Source organism: Salegentibacter salegens, from assembly GCF_900142975.1.
GTDB lineage: Bacteria > Bacteroidota > Bacteroidia > Flavobacteriales > Flavobacteriaceae > Salegentibacter > Salegentibacter salegens.
Genome location: NZ_LT670848.1, coordinates 2,966,950 through 2,987,128, shown reverse-complemented (window position 1 = coordinate 2,987,128; position 20,179 = coordinate 2,966,950). Strand labels below are relative to the sequence as shown.

The 20,179-nt window shown below is 38.4% G+C and carries 15 protein-coding genes; 1 reads left to right on the top strand and 14 read right to left on the bottom strand.

Annotated features, from left to right (window positions below; all coding sequences use genetic code 11):
* Positions 1–2 precede the first annotated feature (2 nt).
* The 14 genes from ruvA to B5488_RS13335 form a co-directional block, all read right to left on the bottom strand.
* Positions 3–584, bottom strand: coding sequence for a Holliday junction branch migration protein RuvA (ruvA, locus tag B5488_RS13400; protein ID WP_079712098.1), 582 nt, complete (start codon positions 582–584; stop codon positions 3–5).
* A gap of 182 nt (positions 585–766) precedes the next feature.
* Positions 767–3,052, bottom strand: coding sequence for an NADP-dependent malic enzyme (locus B5488_RS13395; RefSeq protein ID WP_079735724.1), 2,286 nt, complete (start codon positions 3,050–3,052; stop codon positions 767–769).
* Between the two features lie 211 nt (positions 3,053–3,263).
* Complete coding sequence (gene queG / locus B5488_RS13390; RefSeq protein ID WP_079735723.1) at positions 3,264–4,193, bottom strand: tRNA epoxyqueuosine(34) reductase QueG; 930 nt, start codon at positions 4,191–4,193, stop codon at positions 3,264–3,266.
* A 65-nt stretch (positions 4,194–4,258) separates the two neighbouring features.
* Complete coding sequence (locus B5488_RS13385) at positions 4,259–4,741, bottom strand: nuclear transport factor 2 family protein (protein WP_079735722.1); 483 nt, start codon at positions 4,739–4,741, stop codon at positions 4,259–4,261.
* A 252-nt stretch (positions 4,742–4,993) separates the two neighbouring features.
* The gene (locus B5488_RS13380) at positions 4,994–6,322 is read right to left on the bottom strand and encodes a cytochrome P450 (RefSeq protein ID WP_079736621.1); all 1,329 of its coding nucleotides are present in this window, start codon (positions 6,320–6,322) and stop codon (positions 4,994–4,996) included.
* 36 nt (positions 6,323–6,358) lie between these two features.
* A complete protein-coding gene (gene ruvB, locus B5488_RS13375; RefSeq protein WP_079735721.1) occupies positions 6,359–7,381 on the bottom strand; it encodes a Holliday junction branch migration DNA helicase RuvB in 1,023 nt (340 codons plus the stop codon).
* Positions 7,382–7,550: 169 nt separating this feature from the next.
* The gene (locus B5488_RS13370) at positions 7,551–9,377 is read right to left on the bottom strand and encodes a cytochrome c oxidase subunit I (protein ID WP_079735720.1); all 1,827 of its coding nucleotides are present in this window, start codon (positions 9,375–9,377) and stop codon (positions 7,551–7,553) included.
* A 27-nt stretch (positions 9,378–9,404) separates the two neighbouring features.
* Entirely contained in the window at positions 9,405–10,472 is a 1,068-nt protein-coding gene (locus tag B5488_RS13365) for a cytochrome c oxidase subunit II (RefSeq protein WP_079735719.1), read from the bottom strand.
* 35 nt (positions 10,473–10,507) lie between these two features.
* Entirely contained in the window at positions 10,508–11,881 is a 1,374-nt protein-coding gene (locus B5488_RS13360) for a quinol:cytochrome C oxidoreductase (RefSeq protein WP_079735718.1), read from the bottom strand.
* Between the two features lie 25 nt (positions 11,882–11,906).
* Entirely contained in the window at positions 11,907–12,608 is a 702-nt protein-coding gene (locus B5488_RS13355) for a c-type cytochrome (protein WP_079735717.1), read from the bottom strand.
* Between the two features lie 5 nt (positions 12,609–12,613).
* A complete protein-coding gene (locus B5488_RS13350; protein ID WP_079735716.1) occupies positions 12,614–13,141 on the bottom strand; it encodes a DUF3341 domain-containing protein in 528 nt (175 codons plus the stop codon).
* A gap of 5 nt (positions 13,142–13,146) precedes the next feature.
* Positions 13,147–14,955 carry an NrfD/PsrC family molybdoenzyme membrane anchor subunit gene (nrfD, locus tag B5488_RS13345; protein WP_079735715.1) on the bottom strand — a complete coding sequence of 603 codons (1,809 nt, stop codon included), beginning with the start codon at positions 14,953–14,955 and terminating at the stop codon, positions 13,147–13,149.
* A 33-nt stretch (positions 14,956–14,988) separates the two neighbouring features.
* Complete coding sequence (locus B5488_RS13340; protein ID WP_079735714.1) at positions 14,989–18,057, bottom strand: TAT-variant-translocated molybdopterin oxidoreductase; 3,069 nt, start codon at positions 18,055–18,057, stop codon at positions 14,989–14,991.
* Positions 18,058–18,110: 53 nt separating this feature from the next.
* A complete protein-coding gene (locus B5488_RS13335; RefSeq protein WP_079735713.1) occupies positions 18,111–19,481 on the bottom strand; it encodes a cytochrome c3 family protein in 1,371 nt (456 codons plus the stop codon).
* A gap of 222 nt (positions 19,482–19,703) precedes the next feature.
* On the opposite strand from B5488_RS13335, the gene B5488_RS13330 reads away from it, so the two are divergent.
* Positions 19,704–20,093: an SPOR domain-containing protein gene (locus B5488_RS13330; RefSeq protein ID WP_079735712.1), complete on the top strand. Its 390-nt coding sequence runs from the start codon at positions 19,704–19,706 to the stop codon at positions 20,091–20,093.
* The last annotated feature ends 86 nt before the right edge of the window (positions 20,094–20,179 follow it).

The window sequence follows — 20,179 nt, the reverse complement described above, 5'->3', positions numbered from 1 at the left end:
CTTTACAAATTTTTAAGAGCCATTTTTATTATAGATTCTACGGTAGGGCTTGCAGAATCTTTCATTATCTTATCTACTACCCTTGTAGCCTGCTTTCTTGCGAAGCCGAGAGTCTCTAATGCAGATAACGCTTCTTCCTTTATTGTATTGTCCTGAGGAACAAAAACTTCGTCTTCACCATAGACTTTTAATATTTTATCTTTTAAGTCTAAAATTACCCGCTGTGCCGTTTTGGCTCCAATTCCTTTCACGCTTTGTATGGTGGGTACATCGCCATTGGCAATGGCATCTTTAACCTGGTTGGGTTCTAAAGAAGATAACATTGTTCTTGCCGTACTGGTTCCCACCCCGGAAACCGAAATTAGTAACCTGAAAATATCCCGCTCAGACTTTTGATAAAAGCCATAAAGCGTATGGGAATCTTCCTTAACGTGTAAATGGGTGTAAACACTTATATTTTCTGAATCTGGTATGAGAGAAAAAGTATGGAGAGAAATATTAACCATATACCCTACGCCGTTGCAAGCGATTACTAAGTAAGTAGGATTCTTCTCTATTAATTGCCCCTTAAGATGATGAATCATAAAATTTAAACTTAACGAGCCAAATGTAGTAAATAAAAGTTAAGCCCGAAATCTTTGTCCCGGGCTTAACTACTGTATATGCAACTTATTTTACTCGATAAGCAAGTTTAAAATCCTTCAGACATATCTCAAAATTGAAATAATACTTTTTATATATGGATTTGTAAGCTTACCAAAGAGGTTTACTTCTTTTGCTTTTTTACTTTTTCCTGTGCATCTACCACAGTTACCGCCGTCATATTCACAATTTCTTCTACACTTGCTCCAAGCTGAAGAATATGAACAGGCCTGCGCATTCCCATCATAATTGGGCCAATAGAATCTACCTTATTAAGCTCTTTAATTAGCTTATAAGTACTGTTGGCTGAATCAAGGTTGGGATAAATTAAAGTATTTACTTTTTTTCCCGCTAATTTTGAAAAAGGAAACTTATTCTGAAGCATTTCGCGGTTAAGGGCAAAATCGGCCTGTAACTCACCATCTACATTTAATTCGGGATGATTACGGTGTAGATAAGAAACTGCTTCTTTCACCTTAGTAGCCCGCGGATCTTTAGACGAACCAAAGTTGGCATAAGACATCATGGCTATTACCGGTTCTAATCCAAATAACTGCACTGTTCTAGCCGTCATTTGCGCAATTTTAGCAAGATCTTTTGCCGGCGGATCTATATTAATAGAAGTATCACTTATAAAAAGAGGACCTCTGGAAGTATTCATAATATTAGTGGCAGCTACACGCGTTACTCCGGGTGCCATACCAATAAGTTCCAGCATTGGTTTTACTACCGCAGGATAGGCCCTGGAATAACCCGAAAGCAAACCATCGGCATCACCTTCATTAACCATCATAGCGGCAAAATAATTGCGTTCCCGCATTAGTTTTTCGGCATCATAAAGCGTCACGCCGCTACGGTTTCTTGTTTTCCAATATACCTGGGCATAAGCTTTTCTATGTTCCTCCTCCTCATCAGATTTTGGATCTATAATCGCTACTTCTTCATGAAAGTCTATTTCTGCCATTAATTCCTCAATAACTTTGCGGCGACCTAGTAAAATTGGAATAGCGATTCCTTCATCGTGAACAATTTGCGCTGCTTTAAGCACATCAAGATGATCGGCTTCAGCAAAAACAATTCGCTTAGGATTCATCTTTGCACGGTTAAGCAACAACCTGGTAATTTTGTTATCGCTGCCCATTCTTTCAAGGAGTTCTTCTTCATATTTCTCCCAATCCTGAATAGGCTGTCTTGCCACCCCACTTTCCATCGCAGCCCTGGCTACAGCCGGAGGTACTTTGGCTATTAAGCGAGGATCAAAAGGTTTAGGAATAATATAATCTGACCCAAAGTTAAGCCTGGTTTCTCCATAAGCGATGTTCACCTGTTCGGGCACAGGTTCTTTCGCCATTTCGGCTAAGGCTTTTACCGCGGCCATTTTCATTTCCTCATTTATTTTCGTTGCCCTAACATCTAAAGCGCCCCTGAAAATAAACGGAAATCCAAGTACATTGTTCACCTGGTTAGGATGGTCACTTCTACCCGTGGCCATAATAATATCTTTACGGGTATCCATTGCCAGTTGATAATCGATTTCTGGATCAGGATTCGCCATGGCAAAAACGATAGGGCGTTTCGCCATACTTTTTAGCATTTCAGGAGAAACTATATCAGCAATAGAAAGACCTACGAAAACATCGGCATCTTTCATAGCTTCCTCCAGGGTGTCTATTTTCCTGGAAGTAGCAAATTCTATCTTCTCTTGAGAAAGGTTTGGACGATCTTTTCTAATTACGCCCTTACTATCCGTCATTACAATATTTTCGGCTTTTGCTCCAAATGCCTTATAAAGTTTAGTACATGAAACCGCTGCCGCACCTGCACCACTAATCACGATCTTTACTTTTTCCATCTTTTTCTTAGCAAGTTCCAGCGCATTTAATAATGCCGCTGCCGAGATGATGGCTGTCCCGTGTTGGTCGTCATGCATCACCGGAATATCCAGCTCTGCCTTCAACCTTCTTTCGATTTCAAAAGCTTCGGGAGCTTTGATATCTTCCAGGTTAATTCCGCCGAAGGTGGGTGCTATATTTTTTACCGTTTCAATAAATTTATCTACATCTTTGGTATCTACTTCAATATCAAAAACATCAATATCTGCAAAAATTTTGAAAAGTAATCCCTTGCCTTCCATCACCGGTTTGGAAGCTTCAGGACCAATATCTCCAAGCCCTAAAACTGCGGTTCCGTTAGAAATAACGGCTACGAGATTTCCTTTAGTAGTATATTTATAAGCATTCTCTTTATCTTTTTCTATCTCCAGGCAAGGTTCTGCCACCCCTGGGGAATATGCGAGGGAAAGATCCCGTTGTGTTGCATATTTTTTGGTAGGTACTACCTCTATTTTTCCAGGCTTGGGTTTGGCGTGATAAACCAGTGCTTCTCTTCTTTTTCTAGGATTATTGCTCATAACTTAATTTTTCTACTTACTACAAAGGTAGCAAGCTTGGTGGCATTATTGAATTACTTTAGGTAAAAGAAAACTTAAATTTCAGAAAATTAGAAAAAAAGTTTTCCACGGAAATTTTCATGAAAAATCAACAATAGAAACCTGATTTATTCGCGATTATATGCAAAAAACAGAAATCTTCAAACACCAATCTGAAGCCTGAAACCAGTAATTAGTCTTTTAAAAATTCAATATTCCTCTTTAAACCTTCAAATTTGGTTCTCTTAACAGCCGATTTTCTAAAGATCTCATTAAAAGTTTCTTTGGTAAGTTCTTCCCAGCCTTTTTTATCTTTTTCAAGCAATTCAGGATGGGGATTAAATAAAGGCTCGTTATGAGGTTTTGAAAACCTATTCCAGGGACAAACATCCTGGCAAATATCGCAACCAAACATCCAATCTTCAAACTCGTTTTTATAAGAATTGGGCAATTCGTCTTTAAGCTCTATCGTAAAATATGAAATGCATTTGCTGCCATCTACCTTATAAGGATCTATAATTGCATCAGTTGGGCAAGCGTCTATGCAGGCGGTGCAGCTTCCGCAGTGATCTGTAACCGGCGTATCATATTCTAACTCGAGATCTACAATTAATTCAGCGATAAAATAGAAAGAACCGGTTTGTTTAGAGAGTAAATTGGAGTGTTTTCCAATCCAGCCTAGTCCGCTTTTTGCAGCCCAAACTTTATCCATTACCGGCGCCGAATCTACAAAAGCACGACCGCTAATTTCTCCAATTTCATCTTGCATAAACTGCAATAATTGTTTCAGCTTGTCTTTTATCACAAAATGATAATCCCTGCCGTAAGCGTATTTGCTAATTTTATATGAATCTTCCCTTTGAGTTTCTCCGGGATAATAATTCAGTAATAAAGAAATAACACTTTTAGAACCTTCTACCAGTTTTGTAGGGTCCAGGCGCTTATCAAAGTTATTCTCCATCCAGCGCATTTCACCTTGATGGTTTTTCTTGAGAAATTCTTCTAAACGCGGTGCTTCTTCTTCAAGGAATTCTGCTTTGGAGATGCCACAAGATAAAAATCCGAGGCGTTCGGCTTCGGATTTTATCAAATTTGTGTAAGCTTCCTTCAGAGTATCCTTCATAGTTTTACAAAGATGCGATTTTTAAAACATTTGAAGGATTTAAAAACCAAGAGCTCTGAAAATGCCTATGGTGTGTTTTCTGCTAGTGGAGCCATATGTTCATGAGTGATTTTCCAGCCATCGCTGGTTTTAATGAAAAGTAAAGCTCCCTGCATCTTAAAATCATAAGTTTCTTCACCCCTTACAAACTTGAAATTAGTATGAAAAGTAGCATTAGCCACGTCTCCACCGTAGACATGGATTTCTAAATCTTCCCAATCCCACTTTTCAACTTCAGTAATGGTACCAAGAAAATTTCGTTCGAATTCTTCATTTTCTTCCGAACCTTGTCTTTTTCCTCCATCCTGAAACTCTGTAAACTTTGGCCCGTATGCATGCATCGAGATTAACTTATCTGTTTCATTATTTTTTATGCTTTCCTCAATCTCCTTAAGAGCCTCCTTCACCTCCTTCTTTTCTTGCGGATATTCCTTACTCAGATCAATTTGGCAGTAAGCAGCGCTGAAACCAAAAAGTAAAACAATTGCAATAAAAATTTTAGTTTTCATAATTCTTAGTTTTATGGTTACTTTTTTCAAAAATATGAACAAATAATTTACAACTAATTGATTTACAAAATAATAAGGGGTTTCAGGGGTTTTTAAAATGCATTATGAATGATTTTTCAGAAGGAAATTTTTCAAAAAACTTAAGTACGGTCAGTAACTATGAAAAAAGGGAACAATTACTATTTATTAATCTAAAGCCAGATCAAAATTTTTGGTCCTTATTAATAAAACAGATTTGAGTGGAATATAAAATTAGGATCTCGTTTGAAATTTTAGAATAGCATTCTTTGGTTTGAGGGTAATTAAAGGTTTTATTTCAATTTCAGAAGTTTTAGGCTCAATTTTATAGCGAGAGATCACTTCTGCAATCGCCATAATCATCTCGAACATCGCAAAATTATTACCAATGCATTTTCTTGGTCCCGCCCCAAAAGGAAAATAATAAGAAGAATGGTTTTTTGCATTCAAAAACCTTTCCGGATTAAAAGTTTCTGGCTCTTCCCAATGATTTCTATGCCGGTGTATCTCAAAACAGGAAAACAGAATACTGGAATTTTTTGGCAGATTATATCCGTCAAAATTATCTTCTTCAATATTTACACGATCTATAAAATAGGCCGGCGGGTAAAGACGCATAGATTCTTCTATTACCTGTTGGGTATAGCTGCAGGATCTTACAAACTCCATAAGATCTTGTGATTCCTTTTTAGCAGTTTTTACCTCACGTATTATTTTCTCCTGTGCATCCGGATTTCTGGCTAAAAGTTCGCAGGTAAAAGTTAATGCATTGGAGGTAGTTTCGTGCCCGGCAGTGAATAAAATTAAAATTTCATCTATTAATTGTTCCTTTTCCATGGGATGGCCGTCATCGTAGCGTGCATCTAGCAACATATCCAGTAGATCGTCATATCGTTTTTTAGATTTCTTGCGTTCTTCAACAATATCTTCTAAAATTTGGCGTGCCTCCTGGGTAAGTTTAATGTGTTTCTTTATTTCCCCACTCAAACGAAACCACCAAAGTTTAAAAGGTTGGCGAAGTTCTCTTACCAACATTTTTTGTGCGGCTTCGGTGATATATTGTAAACGGTTTATTTGCTCCTGATTGGCCGCACTGCTGAATAATGATTTTACCACCGTTTGAAAAGCCAAATCATTGAAAACAGGAAAAATATCTAGCGTTTTATTTGGCTCAATTCTATCAATTTCGGTTTCAATAGCCTCCTGAACAGATTGAAGCAAACCGGAAAGATGTGATTTATGAAAAGCAGGTTGAATAAGCTTGCGTTGTTTTGCCCAATGCTGGCCTTCAGCTGTTAAAAGTCCTTTCCCAACGTATTTAGCCAGGTCTTTGGTTTGAATAGTAGACTTTTGATAATTCTTTTGATTTTTCTGAAGTACATATTCAGCAAAAGCGGCATCCCTGGAAAAAATTATCTTTTGCCCAAATCCAATATGAATTTGGAACACATCACCGTACTTTTCAAAATTCTCTTTATGAAATGGCAACGGATTTTTAAGAATCCTTCCGGCGTTTTTCACAAACCGAAACATGGAAACCGTAGGAATATTTTTTTCTGCCATAATCATTAAAATTAAAAGAGTGTTTTACCTCTAACTTTAAAAGAGTCCGCCCTGGGTATTTCCTTTTACTCTGCCAAGATGTTTATAAGCGGCTTCGGTTACTTCCCGACCACGCGGAGTTCGGTAAATAAAACCTTGCTGAATTAAAAAAGGCTCGTAAACTTCTTCTATGGTTTCAGCACTTTCACTTACGGCCGTAGCAAGGGTAGTTAAGCCAACCGGGCCACCTTTAAATTTATCAATAATGGTTTCCAGGATCTTATTATCCATTTCATCTAAACCGTGAGCATCTACATTTAAAGCTTTGAGCCCGTATTTAGCAATCTCCATATCTATTTTACCATTCCCCTTAATTTGGGCAAAATCCCTAACACGGCGCAATAAAGCATTGGCAATTCTTGGAGTTCCGCGGCTTCTACCGGCAATTTCTATTGCAGCATCCAGGCTAATGGGAACACGAAGTATCTCAGAACTACGCTGCACAATATCTGAAAGCAATTCAGTTGAATAATATTGTAAGCGACTGGAAATACCAAAACGTGCACGCATAGGCGCCGTAAGCAATCCTGAGCGCGTTGTAGCTCCAATAAGTGTAAACGGATTTAAATTGATTTGAACCGTCCTCGCATTCGGCCCAGATTCAATCATAATATCTATACGATAATCTTCCATTGCGGAATACAGGTATTCTTCAACCACCGGACTTAACCTATGAATTTCGTCTATAAACAAGATATCACGTTCTTCGAGATTGGTAAGTAAACCGGCAAGATCCCCAGGTTTATCTAAAACGGGACCTGAAGTTACTTTTATTCCTACCTCCAATTCATTAGCGAGAATATGTGCCAGGGTAGTTTTCCCCAAACCTGGAGGGCCGTGAAAGAGTGTATGATCTAAAGCCTCTCCACGTTGATTGGCGGCTTCAACAAACACTTTAAGATTGTCTAAAACCTGATCCTGCCCGGCAAAATCATCAAAACTTAAGGGACGCAATGCCCTTTCGATATCAAATTCTTCAGGAGAAAAATTTTCTCCGCTGGGATCTAGGTTTTCATTCATAAATCAACAAAATTAAAGAGATACTTCTGTAGCAAAGATAAGTAAAATAGCGTGGGCCAAATTTAAAAGAACTTAAGTTATAAATTCAATTAGGAAGCATTTCAAAATATAGGAAAAGAAAAAACCTCTCCGTTTCCGAAGAGGTTCTTGTAAAATATTTTATTCAATTCTAATGATTCAATTCTTCTTCGTGATCCTGGAGCGGTACGTTCTGCGGAACAAAATCCTGACCAGGAATTACGTAATCTGTTCCTTCAAGATTCATCTTACTGTAATCGTAAGACCAACGGTAAACTGAAGGAATAGCACCAGGCCAGTTTCCGTGAATGTGTTCTACCGGAGTAGTCCATTCTAAAGTAGTTGAATTCCATGGGTTCTGTGTAGCTTTTTGTCCGAAGAAAATAGAGCTAAAGAAGTTATATAGAAAAACTACCTGTACACCCGCCGTAATAAGGGCAAAAATGGTGATAATCACGTTAACATCGGCAAGGTCATCAAAGTACGGGAATGCTGTATTTGTATAATAACGCCTTGGTAAACCTGCCAAACCTATAAAGTGCATTGGGAAAAACACCCCATAAGCACCAACTGCTGTTATCCAGAAGTGAACATAACCAAGGTTCTTATTCATCATTCTACCAAACATTTTCGGGAACCAGTGGTAAACCCCAGCTAAAAGCCCATATATCGCAGAGATACCCATTACCAGGTGGAAGTGAGCAATTACGAAATAAGTATCGTGTACGTTAATATCTAATGTTGAATCCCCAAGAATAATTCCTGTTAAACCACCGGTAATAAAGGTGGAAACAAAACCTATGGAGAAGAGCATTGCGGGATTCATTTGCAGGTTACCTTTCCAGAGTGTTGTGATCCAGTTAAAGGCTTTTACTGCAGAAGGAATTGCAATTAATAATGTTGTAAATGTAAATACAGAACCTAAGAATGGATTCATCCCTGAAACAAACATATGGTGACCCCATACGATCGTAGAAAGGAATGCAATTGCAAGAATTGAAGCAACCATTGCACGGTAACCAAAGATTGGTTTACGTGAATTCGTAGCTAAAACTTCTGAAACAATACCCATTGCAGGTAGAATTACAATATAAACTTCCGGGTGACCAAGGAACCAGAATAAGTGTTCAAATAAAACCGGGGAACCTCCCTGGTGACTTAATACTTCTCCCTGAATATAGATATCACTAAGGAAGAAAGAAGTTCCAAAACTTCTATCCATTATTAGTAAAAGCGCTGCAGATAATAGAACCGGGAAAGAAACCACACCAATAACGGCCGTAATAAAAAATGCCCAAATGGTAAGCGGAAGTCTCATCATAGACATCCCCTTGGTTCTAAGGTTAAGTACGGTAACAATATAGTTAAGCGATCCTAAAAGTGACGAAGCGATAAAGATGGCCATGGAAATTAACCAAAGCGTCATCCCCATTCCAGAACCTCCAATAGCCTGTGGTAATGCACTAAGCGGCGGATAGATTGTCCAACCCGCAGAAGCAGGACCAGACTCAATAAACAGCGAACTAAGCATAATTGTACAGGAAATAAAGAACAACCAGTAAGAAAGCATGTTCATAAACCCAGATGCCATATCCCGTGCTCCAATTTGAAGCGGAATTAGTAAGTTACTAAACGTACCACTTAAACCAGCAGTTAGTACAAAGAATACCATTATGGTACCGTGTATGGTAACCAAAGCAAGGTAAATTGACGGCGTCATAACTCCATCTGGAGCCCATTTATCTCCTAAAAGCCATTCAAAAATCATAAAGGATTCTTCTGGCCAGGCTAATTGTAAACGGAAAAGCACGGACATCATAATCCCTACAATTCCCATTAAAATACCTGTAATAAGATATTGCTTGGCAATCATCTTATGGTCTGTACTAAATATATATTTAGTAATAAAAGTTTGTTTATGATGATGTCCGTGATCGTCGTGGTGATCGTGAGCCGGTGCTGTTGCTATTGCTGACATATCTAAATTATATTCTTTTTAGTTCGGTTATTCTTGTGATTCCAAAGTTGAAGCAAACGTATCCTGCTCGCTCAACCATTCGTTATAATCTTCCTCGCTTTCAACAATAATCTTCATCTGCATATTGTAGTGCGCGTCACCACAAATCTTGTTACAAAGCAGGAAGTAATCAAATTCGTAGGAATCTAATGGCGCTTCTCCTTCAGCCATTAAAGTCTCGCTGTTATCTTTTCTTATTTCGTTAATGGTTTTTACTTTATCTACCATATACTCTGAATTTCTCATTTCTTCAGTAGTAATATCTGGAGTAAAAGCAAATTGGGTAACCATACCAGGAACTACGTTCATTTGTGCTCTAAAGTGAGGGAAATAAGCCGAGTGTAATACATCTTGAGATCTAAATTTAAACAAAACTTCTTTTCCTACTGGAAGGTGAAGCTCTGTTGTAATCTTATCATCTTCTGCATAAGGATCATTTTCATTAAGTCCAACTGTGTTTATTCCTTCTATAAACCGAACGTTGGCTTCACCCAGGGTATTATCTTCACCTGCATATCTCGCCTGCCAGCTAAACTGTTTGGCATAGATTTCAACCACAATAGGATCGTTATCTTCACTAATATTCATAATATCACTCCAGGTAAATAATCCATAAATAATTAAACCTGCGAGGGTAATTACCGGAATAATAGTCCAGATAAATTCTAATTTATCGTTATCGGCAAAGAAGAGGGCTCTTTTTCCTTTTTTACCCTGATATTTATAAGCAAACCAGTGTAGCAATGCCTGTGTAATAACCTGCACTACCATAATAAGTCCGATAGAAATAAACATTAAAGTATCTACCTGGTTTCCATGTTCTGAAGCAGCTTCTGGAAGGTATAATTTACTCCAATGCCAAAAGCTATAGGCCATCCCTACATAGATAAAGATCATAAACCAAAGCATTAGTTTGGCTTGCTGTCTATTATCATTGTCGTTAGCTATTTCAGAACTTTCGGCACCCGGGCCTCTAGACAACTGAAAAATCTTAGACATTTGCCAACCGGTAACGGCCAAAAGGGCTAATACTATTATTACTAAAAATACGGTCATTTTATAAGTTCTTCTTTAAACAATCAAATCTTTTATTAATAGTGGAAATGTTCACTTTCCTTTATAAATGGGTTGCGTTTAGCAAGTAACGGGGCTTTAGTTAGTGCGCTAAAGACCACAAAAGTAAACAATCCTCCAAAGAAAAGTACTGCGCTTATCTCTGGAATTCCAATAAACCATGATTCTCCTACTGTTGCCGGCATCACCATATTAAACACATCCAGATAATGACCTATAAGTATTACAATGCCCGTCATTACCACAAACCAATTTACTCGTTTGTAATCGCTATTCATTAATACAAGTAATGGGAATAAAAAGTTTAATACTACCATCCCAAAGAATGGCAAACCATAATTCTCAATTCTACTAATAAAGTAAACTACTTCTTCTGGAATATTTGAATACCAAATAAGCATAAATTGTGAGAACCAAAGGTAAGTCCAGAAAATACTTATACCGAACATATATTTGGCCAAATCGTGTATATGACTATTATTAACAAAAGGTAAATAACCCCTTGATTTTAAATAAATACTCACCAAAGCAATTACAGTAATTCCTGAAACGAACATACTTGAGAATAAATACCATCCAAATAAAGTACTAAACCAGTGCGGATCTAAACTCATAATCCAATCCCAGCTCATTATAGATTCTGAAATAAGGAAGAATACTAAAAATCCTGCTGCAAGTTTAAAGTTCTTTTTAAAGTAATAGTTATCTGTTGCTTCGTCAAGTCTTCTTGAATTTCTTACCAGGAAGTGTCTAAACAAGAACCAACCCGCTAAAAATATAGCCGCTCTTATTAAGAAGAAAGGCACATTTAAATAAGCTGTTTTATTCTGAATAATCTCATCTTGAGCTACCACTTCAGGATCCATCCACACAAATAGGTGATTCATATGAAAACTTGAAAGCGCTAAAAGCACAAACATAATGATACCACCGGGAACAATGTAGGCTGAAATGGCTTCCATTACCCTAAATAAAACCGGAGACCAACCTGCTTGTGAAGCGTATTGTAACGCATAAAAGGCTAAAACCCCCAAAGAGATCATAAAGAAAAAGAATGCTGCCACATAAATTGCTGCCCATGGCTTATTTTGTAATTGATGTAGTTTATGTTCAAGATGCTCGGTATCATGCGCTCCAGCTTCAGCAGTGTGCTCTCCCTCCGCATTTCTACCAGGTTCATCATCTAACAACATCCCGTGTTCTGCCTGGGCGAAATTAGCTTCACTTTCATCTGCATGAGATGATTCACCGTGATGCTCTTCTGCAGCCATCATTTCCCTAACATCATCCAAATTTGATGGCGCCTGTATAAACCCAATCACGAGCCCAATGGCACCAACAATCATAAAAATAATTGCTGTTAATTTTAATTTACTGGATAGCGTGTACATATTTATAGATCTAAATGCTTTATTCTTAATTATTGTTTTGCTCTTCCTCACCGGTAACAGCACCTTCTCCCTGCACCTCTTCTGCATTTTCCTGAGCTCTTTCTACTTCTACAGGGTTAGCTTCGACAATAGAGGCCTCTTTTTCTTCTTCAAAAGGAACTTCTTCACCACCTTCTAACTCATTCTTAAGGTTCATTACATAATGGGTAATCTTCCAACGCTCTTCTTCACTGGTTTGCGCAGCATAAGAACCCATTGTATTTAAACCGTAATAAATTACGTGATATACACTTCCTTCGGTAATAGCACGCCCGGCATCATCATAAGAAGGTACACCTAGAATTTTTTCTCTTTCGGCAAGAATTCCCTGGCCATCCCCATTGTCTCCGTGACAAACAGCACAGTAAATGGTATACAATTGTTTTCCTTCATTCAGGTTATCTTCGGTATAAGGCAACGGGTTATTAAGATTGGCTTTGGCATTTGCCATTCCATCTGGTGTGTTTTCGTAGTCGTAAGGCATCCATCCTCTAGGGATAGAACCTTCTACAGGAAGTTTAGCCTCCTGCCCGTTTTGAAAAATTTCATATTCACCATAAGCTTCATAACCTATTGGCTCATACATATCTGGCATAAATTGGTAATTTGGCTTATCGTTATCTGCACAAGACATTACAAAGCCCCCAACCAGGAACAATATTATCGCTTTATAGAACAAATTTCTCATTCTGGTTATTTATTATCTATTAATTTAATTTCAGATGCACCGGTATCGTAAAGGAATTTGGTTAATTCGTCTACGTTATGATTTGCAGCATCAATTTCCATAAGGAACATATCATCGGTTGTTCTAACGTCAGGATTTTCGGCTTGTTTGAACGGCCATAGTTTACTTCTCATATAAAAAGTTATTACCATAAGGTGAGCTGCAAAAAATACGGTAAGCTCAAACATAATAGGTACAAAGGCCGGCATATTTTCAATGAAACTAAAGCTAGGTTTACCACCTATATCCTGGGGCCAGTCTTCAATCATAATAAAATTCATCATTGCCACAGATACTGCAAATCCCACCACTCCATAAAGAAAAGAGGTTATTGCCAATCGTGTTGGAGCCAATCCCATAGCTTTATCCAGACCATGAACAGGCATTGGGGTATAAATTTCACCAATATGATAACGGGCCTCTCTTACCTGCTTTACGGCTTGTAAAAGCAGATCGTCATCATTGTAAATAGCGTGTATAAATTTTGATGCCATCTTAATTACTTATTTTTTAGTTCATTTGCCTGTGCCACCCAATCTTCACGTTGTGCAGCATTAGGGAAGTTCTCTATTACTTCATCAAGCAATTCAAAATCATCCTGGGTAAGTTTACTTACCTGAACATAGGTATAAAGACCTACCTGGTGTAAACGCTGTGCAAGGAAAGGACCAACTGCCTTAAGTTTTTGTAGTTCATCTGCCGTTTGATTCTCTGGATTAAACGAACCGGTTCTTTCTAACATTTCGTCTATTCTATCCTTTTGAACTTCAGAAAGCGTTAATGCATCTGCATTTACAGTTTCATTATGCCCATCTCTATCACCTTCTCTATAAGCATCTTCGTCATCCATTTTCTTATCTACCTTGTTAGCGATATTCTGTTTAGGCTCACCTATGTGTACAGGAGTGTAATGTTTAACATCATCTCCATGCTCGGCTCTAAGTTTTTTGTACTTCGCTCCAGAAGATTTAAGTATTGTTTTTACTTCGGCCTGTGCAATTACAGGGAACGATCTCGCATATAAAAGAAACAGCACAAAGAAGAACCCAATTGTTCCAATAAAAATACCAATATCTACAAAGGTTGGTGAAAACATTGTCCACGAAGAAGGAAGGTAATCACGGTGAAGTGATGTAACAATAATCACAAAACGTTCAAACCACATCCCGATGTTTACCACAATAGATATAAAGAACGAAAACATAATACTGGTACGTAATTTCTTAAACCACATAAACTGAGGTGAGAAAACGTTACAGGTCATCATTGCCCAATAAGCCCAGGCATAAGGTCCTGTGGCCCTGTTAAGGAATGCATATTGTTCGTATTCTACTCCAGAATACCAGGCAATAACAAGCTCTGTAATATATGCAACACCAACAATAGATCCGGTGATCATAATTACAATATTCATCAATTCTATATGCTGTATGGTAATATAATCTTCAAGATTAGATACCTTTCTCATAATAATAAGAAGGGTATTTACCATTGCGAAACCAGAAAATACCGCTCCCGCAACAAAGTAGGGAGGAAAAATTGTGGTGTGCCAACCCGGAATCACCGATGTAGCAAAGTCAAAAGATACAATAGTGTGTACAGAAAGTACCAGCGGTGTTGCCAACCCGGCAAGTACCAAAGAAACTTCCTCAAAACGTTGCCAATCTTTTGCACGCCCACTCCATCCAAAACTCAGTATACCGTATATTTTTTTGTTGAAAGGAGTAATCGCCCTATCACGAATCATCGCAAAATCGGGAAGTAAACCTGTCCACCAAAAAACAAGTGAAACAGAAAGATACGTCGAAATTGCAAATACATCCCAAAGAAGCGGTGAGTTAAAGTTAACCCATAACGAACCAAACTGGTTTGGAATAGGAAGTACCCAATAAGCTAACCACGGGCGGCCCATATGAATTAAAGGGAACAAACCTGCCTGCATTACAGAGAAGATAGTCATCGCCTCTGCAGAACGGTTAATAGCCATTCTCCATTTTTGCCTAAACAATAAAAGTACAGCAGAAATTAGCGTCCCTGCGTGCCCAATACCTACCCACCAAACAAAGTTGGTAATATCCCAGGCCCAGCCTACAGTTTTATTAAGTCCCCAGGTACCTATACCTGTGGAAATAGTGTAAATTATACAACCTACACCCCAAAGAAAGGCAACAAGGGCAATTGAAAAGACAATCCACCAGGATTTATTAGCCCTTCCCTCTACCGGCGCAGCCACATCCACGGTAACATCGTGGTAGCTTTTATCCCCGGTAACTAAAGGCTTTCGTATAGGTGCTTCGTAATGAGACATATCCTTTTTTAATTGATTTCTTTATTAATTTTATTAAGCTTCTGTTGTATTCCTAACCTTTGTTTGGTACATCACATTAGGTTTAGTACCCACGTATTCCAATAAGTGGTACATTCTATCATCTTCTTTTCTATCTCGAATTACCGCACCTTCTATGTTAATATCACCAAAGGTCATCGCTCCCTTATCACAAGCAGCAGAACAAGCAGTATGGAATTCACCATCTTCAATTTCTCTTCCTTCCCGCTTGGCATCAAGAATTGTCTTTTGTGTTTTTTGCATACACATAGAACATTTCTCCATAACCCCTCTTGAACGTACTGTTACATCAGGATTAATAACCATTCTTCCAAGATCGTTATTCATATGGTAATCAAACTCTTCATTTTGAGTATAGTTGAACCAGTTGAAACGACGTACTTTATAAGGACAGTTGTTAGCACAATATCTTGTACCCACACAACGGTTATAAATCATTTGGTTTTGCCCCTGTCTTCCGTGAGAAGTCGCAGCAACAGGACACACAGTCTCACAAGGAGCGTGATTACAGTGCTGACACATTACAGGCTGAAATACTACCTGAGGATTATCTGCAGGCTCTTCTAATTCTCCAAATTCAGAAAGCGAACTTCCTAAACCTGATATATTTTCCTTTTTATCAAGATCGTTTATAAAAGTATCTTCAGAAGAATAATACCTATCTATACGCAACCAGTGCATATCTCTTGATCGTCTAACCTCGCTCTTTCCAACTACCGGAACATTATTCTCGGCGTGACAGGCAATAACACAGGCACCACAACCGGTACATGCATTAAGATCTATTGAAAGATTAAAATGATGACCAATACTACGGTCAAAACCATCCCACATATCAACTTCAGGAGAAGTTACCGGTTTTTCAACGTGATCTAGAGAAACATTCGGAACAGAATTCCATTCACTGGCATTTCTTGTATTGAAAATTTCTAAGGTTGTTTCTTTTATAATATCTCCACGCCCCATTAAGGTATTATGAAGCTGAACACAAGCAAATTCGTGCATTCCGGAAACTTTTTCAATAGCGACCGACTGCACAGTATTTAAATTTTTATACAAAGGATAAGCATTTACACCTACCTGCATTTCTTTTTGTAAACCTTCTTTTTTTCCATAACCCAACGCAAGCCCTACAGATCCTTTAGCCTGACCCGGCTGAATAATTACAGGGACATTCTCTACTGTAGTACCATCTACGGTTATGTGAACATAACTTCCGTTTAAACCTCCATTAGAATCATTGTCATTTTCCAGACCTAAAGATTCTGCATCGGCTTTGGAAACAGTTAGATAGTTATCCCAGGACGCCCTGGTTAGCGGATCTGGCATTTCCTGCAACCATGGGTTGTTGGCCTGTTGCCCATCACCCATAGAAGGCTTGGTATAAAGTGTTAACTCCATCCCTTCTCCTTCTGCAGGACGTGCCAATTCACTGGCAGCGGTCGCAACATTTATTAATCCGGAACCTTCTGCAGTTTCTACATTTACAGGAGAAGTAGCTTCAAAAATACCGTCGTGAAGCGCAGTATTCCATGAAGAAATACTACCACTCCAGGTTTCTTTTATATAATCGTGGTAAGATTGATCGTTATTTGTCCATTTTAATAAGCAATCCTGAAACTGCCTGGTATCAAACAATGGTCTAATTGCAGGCTGCATTAAACTAAAGTTTGAAGTAGTATATTGTATATCACCCCAACTCTCTAAGTAATGAGGTGTTGCTGCAACATATTTACAAAGTTTAGCAGTTTCATCTGGGCTCATACTAAAAGCAAGTGAAACCTCTACATTTTCTATAGCTTCAGCGAACTCTGCTCCATTAGGCAATGAATAAGCAGGATTCACACCGGCCATTAACACTGCTCCCACAGATCCAGATTTCATATCTTCTACCGCTTGCATTACCGCCTGGGTATTCCCCTGGCGAATCATTCTTGGATTATTGGTATCCATAACACCACTTCCAAGAGCTTCATTAATTGCAAGCACTATAGCCTGTGCATTATCATCAGGAATTCCAGAAACCACTACAGCTCCACTACCGGCCTTTCTTAACTGGCGAGCTGCTTTTACAACAGCATCATCAATTTTAGCAGGTAAATCACTAGTAGAAGAACCTCCGGCAACATAACCATATAAAGCAGACAACACAGCTTTTTGCTGAGATGGAGTTACAGGAAAACGCTTATCGGCGTTAGCACCCGTTAAACTCATATTAGATTCAAACTGAATATGACGGGACATTTTGCCATTTTGAGGCACACGGCCTTTAGCATAACCCGCATCGTAACCGCCACCCTGCCAGTCACCAAGAAAATCGGCTCCAACAGAAACTATAGTTTCAGCTTTAGAAAAATCGTAATTCGGAAGCGCACGCTTCCCAAATTTAGACTGGAATGCATTTAAAGCAGCATCTTCAGAAACCGTATCGTAAACTACGTGACGTACATTAGGATACTTTTCTGAAAATTCATTAATCAATTTTGTAGTTGAAGGGCTGGCAAAAGTTTGCGTCATTAAAACAATATCGCCAGAAACATTATTAAGGGCACTTCCAACCTCACGGTCAAATTCTTCCCAGGAAACATTTCTTCCTTCAATCATTGGGCGTTTTACCCTATTAGCGTCATACATTGACAATACCGAAGCGTGTACCCGGGAATTAACCCCGCTTTTAGACTTCGATAATTCATTATTTTCAATTTTAATAGGTCTTCCCTCCCTGGTTTTCACCAGTACACTGGCAAAATCAAAACCGTCGGCAATTGTAGAGGCATAGTAGTTAGCTACCCCAGGAACAATACGCTCAGGTTGCACTACGTAAGGAATAGATTTAATTACAGGACCTTCACAGGCAGCCAATGAGGCGGCAGCTGTACTAAACCCAACATATTTCAAGAAATCCCTTCTTGAAGTTTTTGAACTCTCAAGGGATTCTTTATCCCCAAGAAATTCATTAACCGGAATTTCTTCAGCAAATTCTTTTTGTTGGAGCGTCTCAACAACAGAGCTGTTTTCATTTAGCTCTTCAACACTTTTCCAGTATTTTTTGTTTGATGACATATATATCTAGATATTAACTTCTTTATTAACCCCGAACACCCGGGAAAAAATTTTTAGTAATGGCATTTGGCACATTCAAGGCCACCCATTTGAGCTACTGTAAGCTCTTCTACACCATACTTTTTAGACAATTCTTCGTGAATTTTCTCATAATACTCATTTCCTTCCATCCTAACTTTAGTCTCACGGTGACAATTAATACACCATCCCATAGTTAAAGGAGCGTCTTGATACACCACTTCCATCTCTTCGATTGGACCGTGACATTTTTGACATTGAACCCCGGCAACCGATACGTGTTGAGAGTGATTAAAGTAAGCGAAATCTGGAAGATTATGAATACGAACCCATTTTACCGGCTTCTCTTCACCAGTATAATCCTGTTCAGCAGGACTCCAGCCTACAGCATCATACAATTTTGCAATTTCACCGTCATAAAATTCTTTTGAATACTCATCGGTAGCAGTTTCAGGAGCTACTTCAGAAATTGATTTATGACAATTCATACAAACATTAAGCGAAGGGATTCCCGCTTGTTTAGATGTTCTGGCTGAAGAGTGACAATATTTACAATCTATTTGGTTATCTCCTGCGTGAATTTTATGCGAATAGTGAATTGGCTGAATTGGTTGGTAACCCTGATCCACGCCAACCTGCATAAAGAAACCGTAACCAAACCAACCAATTACCAGTAAGCCAAAAACAGCGCTTACTAATACAAGGAATTGATTTTCAACGAAAGATTTCCAAATTGGTTTTCTTTTTGGTTTTTCAGGAATCACAACACCACTTGCCTGAGCAAAATTTCTAAGTGTTTTGTTTACGAGGAATAATACTGCAAGCAGCATGACCAACACAAATAGCAGAATAGCTAAAATAACATTTACAGAAACTCCTCCACCTGAAGAATCTCCACCAGCCGATTCCCCTCCGGATTGCGCCGTTTGAGGTTCTGGTTTCGGTTGTTCTACATAAGCAAGAATATCATCAATATCAGCATCTGATAATTGAGGAAAAGCCGGCATTGCTGTTTGGTTATACTCTTCGTATATCGCCACAGCCTGGTCGTCTCCCGAAGAAATTAAGTCCTGACTATTCTTAATCCATCGGTACAACCAATCCATCTCTCTTTTCTCGGTAACGCCATGAAGGGCAGGACCAATACTAGCAGAATACGGTTTGTGACAGGCAGCACAAAGTGAATTAAACAGGGATTTTCCATTCGCAGGATCGCCGAGATCTGACGCAGCTGCATCAGCTTCTGAAGATTCTCTCGATGATTCATCGGTTTGCTCCTGACCTTCCTCTGTGGCATCCTGTGAGGCCTCCTCCTGTGCAATTCCCAAAACGCTAAATGAGATAAAAAATGCTACACTTAATAGCAATAGTCGCGAAGTTGAGTGGCGGTATTTCACCTTTTTCATATTATAAGTTGAATTAACGTCTTAACTTTGGTACGGTTTTTACAGCTTGAAGCCTTAGTAATATTAACACTTTGTACCCTTAAATTCGGCAACAAAAGTAATACTTATAGTCGATTTTAGGAATGTTAGATAAGTGTTAATCGGTAATTTATATCAGTTCTAAATAATAAATTCAGGCTTGTTTAAGTTATTAAATTATACTTTTGCCTTAAATAAATAACTATGAGAAAATTAAGCATAAACAAAATACTCTTAAGTTGTTTTCTTTCAGGATTTTCTTTCCTGAATTTAACAGCTCAGGAAGGCCAGATAAATATAAGCGAAGACGATAAACTCTCTAAACTTTTGGAGTTAAAATCTGAAATGAGTCAGGATAACGAAATTGGAGACCGGTATAAAATTCAGCTTTTTTACGGCAATAATGGAGAAGCAAATGATGTAATAAAGGATTACCGCAACAAATTTGAATATTCTTCACTAATCGCCTACGAAGCCCCTAATTATAAAGTGTGGGTGGGTAATTTCAGAAATCGCCTGGAAGCCGACAGAGCGCTTTTAAAAATAAAGGAAAGCTTTCCTTCAGCGTTTATCCCTAAACCCAGACGTAAATAATTTTTCAGCAGAAATATTTAAAGCTATTTCAGTAAAATTTGAACATAAAAAAAGCGGCCCTAAAGCCGCTTTTTTCTATTCAATAT

What these genes read in the sequence shown, in the direction of transcription:
- B5488_RS13365 (WP_079735719.1), bottom strand. Translation starts at nt 10,472, where the DNA reads ATGACCGTATTTTTAGTAATAATAGTATTAGCCCTTTTGGCCGTTACC.
- B5488_RS13330 (WP_079735712.1), top strand. Translation starts at nt 19,704, where the DNA reads ATGAGAAAATTAAGCATAAACAAAATACTCTTAAGTTGTTTTCTTTCA.
- B5488_RS13370 (WP_079735720.1), bottom strand. Translation starts at nt 9,377, where the DNA reads ATGTCAGCAATAGCAACAGCACCGGCTCACGATCACCACGACGATCAC.
- B5488_RS13350 (WP_079735716.1), bottom strand. Translation starts at nt 13,141, where the DNA reads ATGGCATCAAAATTTATACACGCTATTTACAATGATGACGATCTGCTT.
- B5488_RS13360 (WP_079735718.1), bottom strand. Translation starts at nt 11,881, where the DNA reads ATGTACACGCTATCCAGTAAATTAAAATTAACAGCAATTATTTTTATG.
- B5488_RS13355 (WP_079735717.1), bottom strand. Translation starts at nt 12,608, where the DNA reads ATGAGAAATTTGTTCTATAAAGCGATAATATTGTTCCTGGTTGGGGGC.
- B5488_RS13340 (WP_079735714.1), bottom strand. Translation starts at nt 18,057, where the DNA reads ATGTCATCAAACAAAAAATACTGGAAAAGTGTTGAAGAGCTAAATGAA.
- ruvA (WP_079712098.1), bottom strand. Translation starts at nt 584, where the DNA reads ATGATTCATCATCTTAAGGGGCAATTAATAGAGAAGAATCCTACTTAC.
- B5488_RS13385 (WP_079735722.1), bottom strand. Translation starts at nt 4,741, where the DNA reads ATGAAAACTAAAATTTTTATTGCAATTGTTTTACTTTTTGGTTTCAGC.
- nrfD (WP_079735715.1), bottom strand. Translation starts at nt 14,955, where the DNA reads ATGTCTCATTACGAAGCACCTATACGAAAGCCTTTAGTTACCGGGGAT.
- ruvB (WP_079735721.1), bottom strand. Translation starts at nt 7,381, where the DNA reads ATGAATGAAAACCTAGATCCCAGCGGAGAAAATTTTTCTCCTGAAGAA.
- queG (WP_079735723.1), bottom strand. Translation starts at nt 4,193, where the DNA reads ATGAAGGATACTCTGAAGGAAGCTTACACAAATTTGATAAAATCCGAA.
- B5488_RS13395 (WP_079735724.1), bottom strand. Translation starts at nt 3,052, where the DNA reads ATGAGCAATAATCCTAGAAAAAGAAGAGAAGCACTGGTTTATCACGCC.
- B5488_RS13380 (WP_079736621.1), bottom strand. Translation starts at nt 6,322, where the DNA reads ATGGCAGAAAAAAATATTCCTACGGTTTCCATGTTTCGGTTTGTGAAA.
- B5488_RS13335 (WP_079735713.1), bottom strand. Translation starts at nt 19,481, where the DNA reads ATGAAAAAGGTGAAATACCGCCACTCAACTTCGCGACTATTGCTATTA.